The sequence below is a fragment of the Metapseudomonas resinovorans DSM 21078 genome (assembly GCF_000423545.1).
Taxonomy (GTDB): Bacteria; Pseudomonadota; Gammaproteobacteria; order Pseudomonadales; family Pseudomonadaceae; genus Metapseudomonas; species Metapseudomonas resinovorans.
In genome coordinates this window covers 149,776-163,045 of the sequence record NZ_AUIE01000009.1, presented here as the reverse complement: position 1 = coordinate 163,045, position 13,270 = coordinate 149,776, and the positions used below count along the sequence as shown (strand labels likewise).

General features: G+C 63.5%; 15 protein-coding genes. 9 read left to right on the top strand and 6 right to left on the bottom strand.

The features are described from left to right. Positions 1-106: 106 nt before the first annotated feature. On the bottom strand, positions 107-1,657 hold the full coding sequence (locus G559_RS0110605) for a glycoside hydrolase family 17 protein (RefSeq protein WP_028628198.1): 1,551 nt from the start codon (positions 1,655-1,657) through the stop codon (positions 107-109). Between the two features lie 101 nt (positions 1,658-1,758). After that, positions 1,759-1,983 carry a DUF2061 domain-containing protein gene (locus G559_RS0110600; RefSeq protein ID WP_028628197.1) on the bottom strand — a complete coding sequence of 75 codons (225 nt, stop codon included), beginning with the start codon at positions 1,981-1,983 and terminating at the stop codon, positions 1,759-1,761. 225 nt (positions 1,984-2,208) lie between these two features. On the opposite strand from G559_RS0110600, the gene G559_RS0110595 reads away from it, so the two are divergent. The 3 genes from G559_RS0110595 (at position 2,209) to G559_RS0110585 (ending at position 4,675) form a co-directional block, all read left to right on the top strand. Then, entirely contained in the window at positions 2,209-2,517 is a 309-nt protein-coding gene (locus G559_RS0110595) for a DUF485 domain-containing protein (protein WP_028628196.1), read from the top strand. After that, positions 2,517-4,175, top strand: coding sequence for a cation acetate symporter (locus tag G559_RS0110590; protein WP_028628195.1), 1,659 nt, complete (start codon positions 2,517-2,519; stop codon positions 4,173-4,175). The genes G559_RS0110595 and G559_RS0110590 overlap by 1 nt, the downstream gene beginning before the upstream one ends. Positions 4,176-4,348: 173 nt before the next feature. Next, positions 4,349-4,675 carry a chorismate mutase gene (locus G559_RS0110585; RefSeq protein ID WP_028628194.1) on the top strand — a complete coding sequence of 109 codons (327 nt, stop codon included), beginning with the start codon at positions 4,349-4,351 and terminating at the stop codon, positions 4,673-4,675. On the opposite strand, the gene G559_RS29840 is transcribed toward G559_RS0110585, so the two are convergent. Then, positions 4,672-4,827 (bottom strand): DUF3309 family protein, encoded by a 156-nt coding sequence (locus G559_RS29840; protein WP_137823437.1) that lies wholly within the window; start codon positions 4,825-4,827, stop codon positions 4,672-4,674. The genes G559_RS0110585 and G559_RS29840 overlap by 4 nt on opposite strands. Before the next feature lie 96 nt (positions 4,828-4,923). On the opposite strand from G559_RS29840, the gene G559_RS0110575 reads away from it, so the two are divergent. The 6 genes from G559_RS0110575 to G559_RS28825 all read left to right on the top strand — a co-directional run bounded on the left by G559_RS0110575 (position 4,924) and on the right by G559_RS28825 (position 9,167). After that, positions 4,924-5,292, top strand: coding sequence for a DUF2784 domain-containing protein (locus G559_RS0110575; RefSeq protein WP_028628193.1), 369 nt, complete (start codon positions 4,924-4,926; stop codon positions 5,290-5,292). Positions 5,293-5,397: 105 nt separating this feature from the next. Beyond that, positions 5,398-6,210 carry an SDR family oxidoreductase gene (locus G559_RS0110570; protein WP_028628192.1) on the top strand — a complete coding sequence of 271 codons (813 nt, stop codon included), beginning with the start codon at positions 5,398-5,400 and terminating at the stop codon, positions 6,208-6,210. Between the two features lie 106 nt (positions 6,211-6,316). Next, complete coding sequence (locus tag G559_RS0110565) at positions 6,317-7,471, top strand: MFS transporter (protein ID WP_028628191.1); 1,155 nt, start codon at positions 6,317-6,319, stop codon at positions 7,469-7,471. Between the two features lie 75 nt (positions 7,472-7,546). Further along, positions 7,547-7,975 carry a hypothetical protein gene (locus tag G559_RS0110560; RefSeq protein WP_028628190.1) on the top strand — a complete coding sequence of 143 codons (429 nt, stop codon included), beginning with the start codon at positions 7,547-7,549 and terminating at the stop codon, positions 7,973-7,975. Between the two features lie 40 nt (positions 7,976-8,015). After that, a complete protein-coding gene (locus G559_RS0110555) occupies positions 8,016-8,348 on the top strand; it encodes a YnfA family protein (RefSeq protein WP_028628189.1) in 333 nt (110 codons plus the stop codon). A gap of 27 nt (positions 8,349-8,375) precedes the next feature. Further along, entirely contained in the window at positions 8,376-9,167 is a 792-nt protein-coding gene (locus G559_RS28825; RefSeq protein WP_245586491.1) for a phospholipase D-like domain-containing protein, read from the top strand. Here G559_RS28825 and G559_RS28820 read toward each other — a convergent pair. The 3 genes from G559_RS28820 to G559_RS0110535 form a co-directional block, all read right to left on the bottom strand. Continuing rightward, entirely contained in the window at positions 9,164-9,559 is a 396-nt protein-coding gene (locus G559_RS28820; protein WP_245586490.1) for a hypothetical protein, read from the bottom strand. The genes G559_RS28825 and G559_RS28820 overlap by 4 nt on opposite strands. Before the next feature lie 616 nt (positions 9,560-10,175). After that, a complete protein-coding gene (locus G559_RS0110540) occupies positions 10,176-10,406 on the bottom strand; it encodes a YheU family protein (protein WP_028628188.1) in 231 nt (76 codons plus the stop codon). 49 nt (positions 10,407-10,455) lie between these two features. Continuing rightward, positions 10,456-13,233 carry a hybrid sensor histidine kinase/response regulator gene (locus G559_RS0110535; RefSeq protein WP_051246559.1) on the bottom strand — a complete coding sequence of 926 codons (2,778 nt, stop codon included), beginning with the start codon at positions 13,231-13,233 and terminating at the stop codon, positions 10,456-10,458. Positions 13,234-13,270 lie beyond the last annotated feature (37 nt).

Genomic DNA, 13,270 nt, shown 5'->3' with positions numbered 1-13,270 from the left:
ACAGGTGCAAAGAAGGACGCTTCAAGCGTCCTTTTTTGTTGCCGGTGTCCCGTCCTGAAATCGCACCTACCGCTCCCCGAAGGAGAGCGGTCAGGGTGAGGACGGCTCAGTCGCGAACCCGCAGGCTCCGCCACAAGGCAGCCAGTAGCAGGGTGCTTACGGCGGCCCAACCGATGGCCTGGACGTTACCCAGGGTTTCTTCATAGAGCTGGGGCACGATGCCGGCGCCGATCAGGACCGCCATCAGCGCGATCTCGCGGCGCGGGGCGGCCACTGGGCGGAACAGGTAGACCAGGGCCGGCAGCAGCAGGGCGGCGCTGGGGAAACTGCGGTAGCGGGCATCGAACACCAGGGCCAGCATCAGCACTGCGCCGGCGAAACCGGACGCAGCCAGCCACCAGCCGCCACGGGTTTCCAGCCAGTCGAACAGGCGACTGCGCGCTCCGCCACGGGCGGACAGGGCCAGGGCGCCGTGGGCCAGGACGATCAGATTGAGTCCAACCAGGAAGGCCGCCCACAACCATTCACCGACGAAGCGGCTGGTGACGCGCGCCATTTCGCCCCACAGGCCGATGCAGGCAGCGCCCACGGCCGCCAGCAGCGGTAGCAGCAGGGCGGCGCGGTTGGAGGCAGGGCGACCGGCGAGTGCCAGGGTGGCGAGGAAAATCAGACCGGAAACGCCCAGCCACATCGGCCAGTTGGGCAGGTTGCTGACCGGACCGGCGAGCACGCCTTTGTCCTGGCGGTCGGCATCGAACAGGCCCCAGTAACCGCCGACCGCGCCTTCACTGGCGCGCTTCCAGGGCTGGTCGAAGGCTTCGATCAGGTTGTAGCCCCAACCGTTCTGCTCGGCCATGGCAACGAAGCCACGAATGAACTTGGCTTCGTTGACCCGGCTCGGTACCGCGGTTTCGCGCTGGCGGCCTTCGCTGGGCCAGCCGGTTTCACCGATGAAGATGTCCTTGGGTGCGAAGCGGTTGCCGAACACCTGGCGGATCTCGGCCGCATGGCGCAGGGCCTGGTCGATGCCGGCAGGGTCGTCTTCCCAGTAGGGCAGCAGGTGGATGGTCAGGAAGTCCACTGCCGGAGCGACTTCCGGGTGCTTCAGCCAGAATTCCCAAACGTCTGCGTAGGTCACCGGCTGCTTCACCTGGGCCTTGACCTGCTCGATCAGCTTGGCCAGTTGGGCGCCGGTGACTTCCTTGCGCAGCAGGGTCTCGTTGCCCACGATCACTGACTGCACCACGTCCGGGTTGGCGTTGGCGGCCTTGATCAGGGCCTCGATCTCTTTCTGGGTGTCCAGCGGGTTGCCGTTCACCCAGGCGCCTAGCATCAGCTTCAGGCCGTGTTTGCGGGCCAGCTCCGGAATGGCTTCCAGACCGGTCATCGAGTAGGTGCGCACGCAGTGGAAGCGGGTTGCCAGCAGGGCCAGGTCAGCGTCCATGCGTTCGGGGCGCAGCACGAAGGGCTGATCGAACGGCGACTGGTCCTTGTCGAAGGGGCTGTAGGACGCGCACTGCAGCTTGTGGCTGGGGGTGGCAGCGTCCGGCAGGATCACCGGCTTGCCCAGGCCATACCAGAGGCCTGCGAGGGCCAAGGCGGCGATCAGGAAGGAGAACAGGTAGGGGAGTGCAGGGAAACGGGCGTTCTGACTCATGGCTAAGGGTGCTTGCGTTGGGGGCAAAGCCGCGCATCTTAGCGGATTAGCCCTCATCGCTCCTACGGCCCGCAGTGGAAAATCCGCACAGGGAATGTCCGTTACGCGTGATGGTGCAACCAGGCGTGCTTGGGGATTTCCTGTTTCGGCTTGTCGCCCTTCTCGAAGCGCTTCCAGATCTTCTCGTGGAAGTAGAAACCTACCGAGTTGCACAGTGGCTCGACCGCCGCCACCAGTCCACCAACCGTCAGGCTGCCGGTCAGGGCATAGGCCACGCTGAAGGCAATGCAGAAGTGCATGAGGGTGAAGGTCACGGTCTTGAGCATGGCGCACCTCAGCAATGAGAATGATTATTCAATGTGCTCAGGCTAGACCTGCCAAACGATGGATGGAAATGTTCATCCAGCATGGTTCTGATAGTTTTGTTGTATGGCTTGTGTACGACCTTGGTCGATATTGGTCTCGAGTTACGACTAAGGTCGTCTGTTGTGCTTGTACGACCGTTCTATTGTTGGCTCCACCAGCAACCCGCGCTGTGGAGGACAACAACAATGAACGACAGCACCTACAAGCGGATTCAGGAGAATCCGCGCTTTCAGGAACTGGTTTCCAAGCGAGAGCGCTTCGCCTGGATACTCTCTGCCATCATGCTGGGCCTTTATCTGGCCTTCATTCTCCTGATCGCCTTCGAGCCGCAAGTGCTCGGCACGCGCATCAGCCCTGACTCTCCGGTTACCTGGGGTATCCCGATCGGTGTCGGTCTCATCCTGTCGGCCTTCGTGCTGACCGGCATTTACGTTCGCCGCGCCAATGGCGAGTTCGACCGCCTGAACCATGAGATCCTCAAGGAGGTCCAGTAATGATCGCGCGCATCCTTGCCGTCCTCGGCCTGATGGTCGTGGCGCCCGCCCTCTGGGCTGCCGGTGCCATCGAGGGCGATGTCCAGCGGCAGCCGCTGAACGCCTCGGCCATCGTCATGTTCGTCGCCTTCGTCGGCGCCACCCTGTACATCACCTACTGGGCCTCCAAACGCAGCAAGTCGGCCTCCGACTTCTACACCGCCGGTGGCAGCATCACCGGTTTCCAGAACGGTCTGGCAATCGCCGGTGACTACATGTCGGCGGCGTCTTTCCTGGGTATTTCCGCCCTGGTGTTCACCTCCGGCTACGACGGCCTGATCTACTCCATCGGCTTCCTGGTGGGCTGGCCGGTGATCCTGTTCCTGATCGCCGAACGCCTGCGTAACCTCGGCAAGTACACCTTCGCCGACGTTGCCTCTTATCGTCTGAAGCAGAAGGAAATCCGCACCCTGTCCGCCAGCGGTTCGCTGGTGGTCGTGGCCTTCTACCTGATTGCGCAGATGGTCGGCGCCGGCAAGCTGATCGAGTTGCTGTTCGGCCTCAACTACCACGTGGCCGTGGTCCTGGTGGGCGTGCTGATGGTGCTCTACGTGCTGTTCGGCGGCATGCTGGCCACCACCTGGGTGCAGATCATCAAGGCGGTTCTGCTGCTCTCCGGCGCCTCCTTCATGGCGATCATGGTGCTCAAGCACGTCAACTTCGACATCGCTGCCCTGTTCAGCGAAGCCATCAAGGTACACCCGAAAGGCGAGGCCATCATGAGCCCCGGCGGCCTGGTGAAAGACCCGATCTCCGCCATCTCCCTCGGCCTGGCCCTGATGTTCGGTACCGCCGGCCTGCCGCACATCCTGATGCGCTTCTTCACCGTCAGCGACGCCAAGGAAGCCCGCAAGTCGGTGTTCTACGCCACTGGCTTCATCGGCTACTTCTACATCCTGACCTTCATCATTGGCTTTGGCGCGATCCTGCTGGTCAGCACCAACCCGGCCTTCAAGGACGCCACCGGTGCGCTGCTGGGCGGTAACAACATGGCGGCGGTGCACCTGGCCAACGCCGTGGGCGGCAGCCTGTTCCTCGGCTTCATCTCCGCCGTGGCCTTCGCCACCATCCTGGCGGTGGTTGCCGGCCTGACCCTGGCTGGTGCCTCGGCCGTGTCCCACGACCTCTACGCTTCCGTGTTCAAGAAGGGCAAGGCGAGCGAGAAGGACGAGCTGCGCGTATCGAAGATCACCACCGTGGTCCTGGGCTTCGTGGCCATCGGCCTTGGCATCCTGTTCGAGAAGCAGAACATCGCCTTCATGGTCGGCCTGGCCTTCTCCATCGCCGCCAGCTGCAACTTCCCGGTCCTGATCCTCTCCATGTACTGGAAGAAGCTGACCACCCGTGGCGCGATGATCGGTGGCTGGCTCGGCCTGATCACCGCCGTTGGCCTGATGGTCCTCGGCCCAACCATCTGGGTACAGATCCTCGGCCATGCGACCCCGGTCTACCCCTACGAGTACCCGGCGCTGTTCTCCATCCTGGTTGCCTTCGTCGGTATCTGGTTCTTCTCGATCACCGACAAGTCGACCGCTGCAGACGAGGAGCGTGCGCGCTTCTACCCGCAGTTCGTGCGTTCCCAGACTGGCCTGGGCGCCAGCGGTGCCGTAGCGCACTGATTCAACGTTATCCCTTGCAAGACTTGGGGCAGCCTTCGGGCTGCCCTTTTTGTTGTTCGTGGGGTCTGCTGTGCTCCCTGTCCCACGTGCTGCGCGTGTAAGGTCTGCACGTGATGTTTAGCCTTCGATAGGGGCCATCAGTAACCGCAATCAACCTTTTACAGGGAGCGACAATGGAAACCATGGATTGCAGAAGTCTTGACGAGGTTCGAGCCCAGATCGATTTGCTCGACCGCCGAATAGTCGCCTTGCTCGCCGAACGAGGTGCCTATGTGCGGCAGGCCGCTCGGTACAAGCGTGACCAGGCGGAGGTCGAGGCGCCGCAACGGGTGGCTGCCGTCATTGCTCGGGTCCGGGCGCTGGCAGCGGAGTCAGGGGCCGACGAGCGCGTGGTCGAAGCCGTCTATCGGGCAATGATCTCGGCCTTTATTGAGGCCGAACTCAGCGAGCATTCCCGGCTTCGCCAAGGCAACGGGCAGGTTGCGGGAGGAGGCGGCTAGATCATCCCGAACAGCAACAGCACGACCACGATGACCAGCAGCAGCCCGACCATGCCCGACGGGCTGTAGCCCCAGTTGCGGGAGTAGGGGAAGACCGGCAGTGCGCCGATCAGCAGCAGGATCAGGATGATGAGCAGCAGAAGGGTGATCATGGGGACTCCTCGATGGCGGCATTGACCGTGCTTCTAGTTACCGACTGACCACCTTTCGTGATAGTTCAAGGAAACCGACCCTGTGGATATTTCGCCGTGAGCTACCGGATCGCCGCTGATGCCGTGTTGCTGCTGCACCTGGCCTTCATCCTCTTTGTCATGTTGGGTGGGTTGCTGGTGTTGAAGTGGCCGCGTCTGGCCTGGCTGCACCTGCCAGCGGTGGTCTGGGGCGCCACGGTGGAATTCCTGCATCTGGTCTGCCCGCTCACGCCCCTGGAGAACCGTCTGCGATTGGCTGCGGGAGGGCAGGGCTACAGCGGCGGTTTCATCGAACACTACCTGGTGCCGGTGATCTATCCGGCGGGGCTGACGCCGGGCATCCAGCTCTGGCTCGGGGCTGTCGTGCTGCTGATCAACCTGGTGCCCTACTGCCTGTTGGCGAAGCGCTCGATGATGCGCCGCTAGCGGCGTTTGCCCTCATCATTCAGCAGCGTGATTCAGGGGCAGCGGGATTATGGCCTTCGCTACACTGCGGTTCATCTACCGCACAAGCATAAAAGGCACCTCACCATGCACAACCGCATCATGATCACCGGCGCCGGTTCCGGTCTCGGTCGCGAAATCGCCCTGCGCTGGGCGCGCGAGGGCTGGCAGCTGGCCATGTCCGACGTCAACGAGGCCGGCCTGGCTGAAACCCTCAAGCTGGTCCGCGAGGCTGGCGGCGATGGTTTCACCCAGCGCTGCGACGTCCGCGACTACAGCCAGCTCACCGCGTTCGCCCAGGCCTGCGAAGAGAAGCTCGGTGGCATCGACATCATCGTCAACAACGCTGGCGTTGCCTCGGGTGGCTTCTTCGAGGAGCTGTCCCTGGAGGATTGGGACTGGCAGATCGCGATCAACCTGATGGGGGTGGTCAAGGGCTGCAAGGCCTTCCTGCCACTGCTGCAAAAGAGCAAGGGTCGAATCGTCAACGTCGCTTCCATGGCTGCGCTGATGCAGGGGCCGGCGATGAGCAACTACAACGTCGCCAAGGCCGGCGTGGTGGCCCTGTCGGAAAGCCTGCTGATCGAACTGAAGGAAGAGGGCGTGGGCGTGCATGTGGTGTGCCCGTCCTTCTTCCAGACCAACCTGCTGGACTCCTTCCGTGGCCCGACCCCGGCCATGAAGCAGCAGGTGGGCAAGCTGCTGGAAAGCTCGCCGATCAGCGCGGCCGACATCGCCGACTACATCTTCCAGGAAGTGACCGCCGGCACCTTCATGATCCTGCCTCACGAGCAGGGCCGCATGGCCTGGGCGGTGAAGCAGAAGAACCCGCAGGCGCTCTACGACGAAATGGCCAGCATGGCCGCCAAGATGCGCGCCAAGCACCACGGCAACGCCTGATCGGCTGTCTGACCGGTCAGCTTCAGCACTGTTCGGGGTTGCCCGGCGGCGGATCGGGGGAGTAGGGTTTCTCCCCCGGCCTGACGGCCAACCCGGATGGACCCTCGTGAAACCCTTCTCCCGAGCGCTGCTGATGCTGGCGCTGGTGCTTGCCGCGATCAACCTGCGGCCCGGCATCACCTCACTTGCCCCCCTGATCGAGCGCATTGCCCACGAGCTGGCCCTGAGCCGCAGCCTGATCAGCCTGACGACCGCGCTGCCGGTGCTTTGCATGGGTCTCCTGGCTCCCCTGGCCCCACGCCTGGCGGTGCGATTCGGCCTGGAGCGGGTTATCACCGTCTGCCTCGTGCTGATCGGCCTTGCGCTACTGGCGCGTCTGGGCGGCCATGCCAGTGCCGTGCTGATTGGCAGCGCGGTGGCCATGGGAGCAGGAATCGCCGTTGCCGGCCCCTTGTTGTCCGGCTTCATCAAGCGTCACTTCCACCACCAGATGGGGCGTGTGGTTGCCTGGTATTCCCTGAGCATGACCATTGGCGGTGCCGCCGGAGCCGTTCTGACTCCACCGGTGACCCAACTGCTGGGTGACCAGTGGCACTTCGGTCTGGCCTTCTGGTCCCTGCCGGCGCTGCTGGCGGTGCTGCTCTGGCTGTGCCTGCCCAATCGCGCCGAACCCTCCAGCGAAGCGGAGCAGGGCGGCTTGCCGTGGGGCGAGCCGCGGGCCTGGCTAATTACCGCCTTCTTCGCGCTCCAGGCCGGCCTGTTCTATGCCCTGACCACCTGGTTGGTGGCTCGTTACCACGAGGCCGGTCTCAGCCTGCTGCGCAGCAACAGCCTGTTCAGTTTCTTCATGCTGGTGGGCCTGCCCAGTGCCTTCATCCTGCCCTGGATGGCCCAGCGCTTCGACAACCGCTATCAGCTGCTGCTGGTCTGCGGCCTGATCAGCACAGTCTGCCTGGGCATGATCTGCTTCCAGCCGACCCTGGCTCCGGAAGTCTGGGCGGCGCTGCTGGGCCTGGGGTTGAGCGGTTCCTTCGCCCTATCCCTGGTGCTGCCGCTCTACGAAGCTGACACGCCCCTGGCGGTGAGCCGCTGGACCGCGATGATGCTGTTCGCCGGCTATGGCCTGGGCAGTCTTACGCCGATCCTCGCCGGCCTCGGCCGAGACCTGGCAGGCAACTACCAGGTGCCATTCATGGTGATAACCGGGCTGGCGCTGGTCATGTGTTGGCTCGCCTGGTTGCTGGGTCGCGGCAAGCGTTGAGGACTTCGACGCATTTCCTTTCTCCCGTGGCAGTCCTGTGTTAGAAGGCTGCCACTGTTTTACTGGAGTGCCCGCGTGGAGTCCGAATCCATCGTCTATGGCTGCATTCGCGACTGGCCGTCGCTCGACGATCAGGCGCATCGCCTGCGTCGCGAGACCAACCGCAGTGTGCTGGCGAGCCTGCCCAGTGGCGAGGCCTGGCCCTTTCTCGGCCGCGAAATGTTTTCCTGCTGCGAGCAACCGGGCCAAGGTCTGTTTCGCACGCAAGTGATCCACTTCGGCGCTAGCTATCCGGCGGTGGAGTACGAGTGGAGCCTGTGGGTGAAGGCGTTCGAAGCCCTGCTCAAACAGCTCTACTGGAGCAGCGCCGTGGTCCATCTGGAAACCGAACTCAACGGCATTCACACCTTCCGCTGGGAAAGCGAGCAGGGCTTGCACAGCCCTCAGGAAGACAACCTGCGAGTGCGCTGCGCCTGGGAACGTGAAGGCGGCGTACACGGCTGATCCGTCTACCCACTCGTCCCGCTCTTCAAGGGATTGCCCCATGCTCAACTACCTCTGGTTCTTCCTCGCTGCGCTTTTCGAAATCGGCGGCTGCTACGCCTTCTGGCTCTGGCTGCGGATGGGCAAGAGCGCCTGGTGGGTCGTCCCCGGCCTGCTCAGCCTGACCCTCTTCGCCCTGCTGCTCACCCGCGTGGAAGCCGTCTACGCCGGCCGCGCCTATGCGGCCTATGGCGGCATCTACATCGTCGCCTCGCTGCTCTGGCTCGGCGTGGTGGAGCGCACCCGCCCGCTGGCCAGCGACTGGCTCGGTGCGGCGCTGTGTGTGATGGGCGCCACCATCATCCTGCTGGGGCCGCGCTTCTCGCAGAATTGACGCCGACCCCTGTCGCGCCGAACGGCTATGGCCAGTGAGGTCGCTCCATGGGATCAAGGGCAGGTCGAAACTGCTGGCACCTTGCCGCTTGACCGCTGTCGAACCCGTCATGACGACCCGGAACGCAATCTGCCCTGGCGCGATACCGACCTGCGCATCGAAGGTCCGGTGGTCGCGGACCTGCAAAAACTCTTCATCACCACCTGGGACCGGCAGAAAGGCGGGGCCCTGGTCGCGCGCCACTACTTCCCGCCCCTGGAACGCAAGGGCCGCGAGGTGGTGCGGGCCATCGGCAGTTCACCGGACGAGCCGTACAGCCAGATATACGCCACCCTCATCTCCGCACTGCGTAGCGCACAGAGCGAAATCTGGCTGACCAGCGCCTACTTCGTGCCCGACCCGCAGTTGCTTGGTGTTCTCAAATCCGCCGTGGCCCGTGGCGTCGATGTGCGCCTTGTGGTGCCCAGCAGCACCGATTCCTGGTTGGTTTTCCACGCCGGGCGAGCCTATTACACCGAGTTGCTGGCGGCCGGAGTGCGGCTCTACGAACGCCGTGGCGCGCTGCTCCATGTGAAGGCAGGGGTGATAGATGGCGTCTGGTCCACGGTGGGGGCCACCAACCTCGACTGGCGCAGTTTCCTGCACAACCAGGAGGTCAACGTCGTCGTGCTGGGGGCGGACTTCGGTGCGCGAATGCGCAATGCCTTTCTGGAGGATGTGAAAGGCTCGGACGAACTGACTGTCGAGGCGTGGCAGCGCCGTCCCATCCGCGCCCGACTCAGTGAGCGGATCGGGCGCGCCTGGGAATACTGGCTTTAGGCGGGGGTGTCGAAAGGCGTGGTGGCGACGGTAGGGTGTTGGCTGCGGGCCAGGACCTCGTCCGCCCGGGCTCGATGGTAGGCCGCTTCGTGCAACGCCTGGGCATCGGCCAGGAGCAGGCCCAGGGCGGATGCGAGTCGAGCGGATTCCTGGGGCAGGACGTTGTTGCCGTTGCCGCTCTCCAGGATGCGCAGCAGGTCGCCGAGGGCGGCCATGCGCTGGTTGGCGGCTTCGAACAGGTGGTTCGATGGCGCCTGGACGTTCACGTAGAGAACGTCGCCATAGGGCTGGGAGGAAAGTGAAAGCGGGGTGAAATCGGTAACCGTGCATCCGCATTGCGGCAGATCGCCTGTGGTGCTGATGCATATCTGCGTGGTGTGTAGGCTTTGCATATCCTTGCTTCCTCGCTTACCAGAGAAGCCGCACCTTACCGTCACGACACGGTAGGGCGGCGGGCCGTGCAGGGGTCGCAAACCGGTTACGCGAGGAAAACCCGGCAAGGCCGAAGCCTTCCCTGCACGGCCCACCATGTAGCAATTGCGTAACAGGTGGGTCGTGTCCTGCGTGAAGTTCGGGTTGCGACTCCCGATCGCGGTTCCAACCGCAACGGTCAGGGACTCTAGCGAGCGGCGTTGTAGGCGCTCAAGGTTGAAGGTTTGTACGAAATGTCTCGCCGGTGCGAGGGAATTTATAAGCAGAGACAGTCGATTCGCGCATCGGAGAGTACGCCGCACGTGTCGAGGCAGAAGTCTCGATCTAGAGCGGTTGATGCGTTTTTCGCGGAATTTGCCGACGAAATGCAGGGTGAATTCGCGCCTACTGTCATCATTTCATCACAGGGCATCTACACTCTGGCTTCAGAGTCTATTGGTGCTCTGTGCTTTGTTTGGGTCGCCCCGTGGCGGCCTTTTTTGTGCCTGCAGTTTTTTCGCCCCCCCTGTCAGGGTGGATCGATCGCCACTTGGACGCTTCCCCACAGCGGGTTGAGTCCCTGCGAGGGCGCGGGCGCTACTCCTCCAGCCACTCCTTGGGCACATCCAGCTTGAGCATCAGCTGACAGAGTTGGCTGTCGGGGTCGTAGGCGATCACCGCCTCACCTTTCTGCAGGGCGCGGCGGACGCGCTCCACGCGGGTTTCCAGTGGGGTGTCGTCGCCGTTGTCGGTGCCTTCGCGAGTCACGAAGTCCTCGATCAGGCGGGTCAGGGTATCGGCTTCGAGCAGGTCAAAGGGAATGAGCATCGGGAGATCTCCAGCGGGGGCGAAATGCTAACGCCCCCGCGCCATGCCGTCACCCGTCCACGCTCTGGCGCAGGATAAAGCGCTCCAGCGTGGCGAACAGCAGGGCGCTGTCCAGGGGCTTGCCGAGGAAGTCGTCCATGCCGGCGTCGGCGCCAGCCTGGCGATGTTCTTCGAGGATATGCGCAGTCAGTGCAACGATCGGCACCGGTGGCCAGTTGCGGTTGCGTTCGAGCCGACGAATCTGCCGGGTGGCCTCGAAGCCGTCCATTTCCGGCATCTCGCAGTCCATCAGAATCAGTTGGATGCCCTCCGGGTCGCGCTGATACTCGTCCACCGCCGCTACGCCATTGGTCACGGTACGTACCAGATAGCCGCGCTTCTTGAGGAAGCCCTGGACCACCATCTGGTTCACCGGGTTGTCTTCAGCCACCAGGATGCAGGGGGTGGCGCTCACCCGGCGGCGCTCTTCCTGTTGCTGGGTGCGCTCTTCCAGGCGCCGCTCACGGTAGAGCTCCTGCAGGGTGTCGCGCAGCTGCGCCAGGGTTAGCGGCCGGGCCAGGGCACGCAGGCGCAGGCCAGCGCCTGCGGGGAGCTGCTGGCTGTGTTCCGGCGAGCAGATCAGCAACACGCGCTGGCCGTGCTCCAGGTGCGGGCGCAGCTTGTCTACCCAGCGTTCCGGATCCCCTGGCCAGGGTGCCTGCAACACCAGCAAGGGCGGTACGGCGAAGTCTTCCAGCTGGTCGATCAGTCTGGCCGGGTCCTGGCATCGTTCGCAGCGCATACCCCAGCGGCCGAGCAGGCGACTCAGGGCGTCCAGGCCAAGGGCGTCCTGGCAGGCGAGCAGAGCCGTGCGGCCGTCCAGCAGCTGGTTCATCTCGTCGCTATCGAACTCGCCGGGCTGCAGGGGAACATCGAAGCTGAAGCGGGTGCCCTGGTTGAGGGTGCTCTGCACTTCGATGCGCCCACCCATCATTTCCACCAGCTCTTTGCTGATCGCCAGGCCCAGGCCGCTGCCACCGTAACGGCGCGTGGTGCTGGAGTCACCCTGGGCGAAGGAATCGAACAGCTGGGCCAACGCTTCGGGCCGGATGCCGATGCCGCTGTCAATGACGCTGAACACCAGGTGCGCCTTGCCCTCGGAGGTGCGGCGCAGACTGAGGTTGAGTGCCACATGGCCCTCGGCCGTGAACTTGAGGGCATTGCCCAGCAGGTTCATCAGCACCTGCTTGAGCCGCGTCGGGTCACCCAGGATGCGTCGAGGCACCCCGGTGTCCAGGCTGAGGTGCAGGCCCAGGCGCTTGTCCATGGCCTGCGCGGTGAACAGGCCGAGCGTGTCCGAGGCCAGGTCTTCCAGGTCGAACTCGATATTTTCCAGTTCCAGCTTGCCCGACTCGATTCGGGCGAAGTCGAGGATGTCGTTGATCACCGTCATCAACGCGGTACCCGAGCTGGAGATGGTGTCGACGTAGAAGCGCTGGCTGCGGTCCAGCGGGGTTTCCTTGAGCAGTTGCAGCATGCCCAGCACGCCATTGAGCGGGGTGCGGATCTCGTGACTCATCGTGGCCAGGAAGCGGCTCTTGGCCTGGTTCTCGAAATGCGCTTGTTCGGCGGCCTGGCGTGAGCGGAAGCCTTCTTCCTTGAGGGTGTTGATGCGGTCAGCCAGGCCGATGGAGAGGGTGATCAGCTCGATGGTGACGCCGATCTTCACCACGGTGGCGCCGAACAGCCCCAGTACCTCGACGCCCAGCGAACCGGTGGTGACCTGGATGAACGCGAACAGCAGCACACCCCAGGCCAGGGTGTAGTAGGAGCCGTAGCGCAAACCCTTGCGCCAGACGTAGATGCCGGTGAGAAGGAGGAAGGCGGAGATTGCCAAGACCGTGAGGCTGGCGAGGATGTTCCAGTTCTGCAGGCCGATCAGCGGGAAGCTGAGCACCGCCACCAGGGTCGCTGCCATCAATCCACGCAGCACCTGGTCCAGGCGTGGGAAGTGCAGTCTGGTGTGGAGGAAGTGGCGGCTGAACTGCACTGCAGTCAGGCAATGCAGGTACATGAAGATGTAGATCGCCACCGACTGCAGCCCCACGTGGTCCGGCAGCAGCTTGAACAGCATGCCGTCGAAGCAGGCGGCGAGCAGGCCCACGTTGAGGTTGTAGGCCAGGTACCAGAGGTAGGCCGGTTCGCGCAGCGACAGATAGAGGAACAGGTTGTAGAAAAACATGGCGAACAGCACGCCATAGAAGGCGCCGTTGAACCCCATGAGGTTCTCCTGGGCGGCGGCGCTGGCGTCAAAGGTGCTGAACACCAGTGGCACAAACAGCGTGCTGGTGCTTTCCACCCGCAGGATCAGCGTGCTCTGGCCCGGCTCGACGCAAAGGGGGAACCAGAAGTTGCGCACCTGTACCGGGCGCTGGGAGAACGCGAACCGGTCTCCGGATTCCTGGGCCTGCACGCGACCGTCAGCGGCGATGTAGTAGAGGCGAATGTCGTCCAGCAGCGGATAGTTGGCTTCCAGGTAGCCATCCAGGGCGTGGGCGCGCTGGTTGTCCAAGTGCACCTTGAACCACCAGACCGAACGGTTCTTGCCGAGGTTCGCTTGTTCCCCTGGCAGCTTCTGGAATGCCGGATCGGGGAGCTTGCGCACCTGTTCGAGGTCGAGTTCGCCCTTGGGGTCTTCCAGGTATTCGACCCAATGGCCGAGGGGAAGGCGTAGTTGATCCCGGTCGAGCGGCACTGCCTCCTGGGCGAAGGCGGGCCGGCAGATCCAGAGCAGAAGAAAGACCAGACCGAGTGCGACAGTTTTCACACAGCCTGAAAGGTGAAGCATGGGTGACCACCCGTGTTGTTATGCGTCCCTGGGTGGC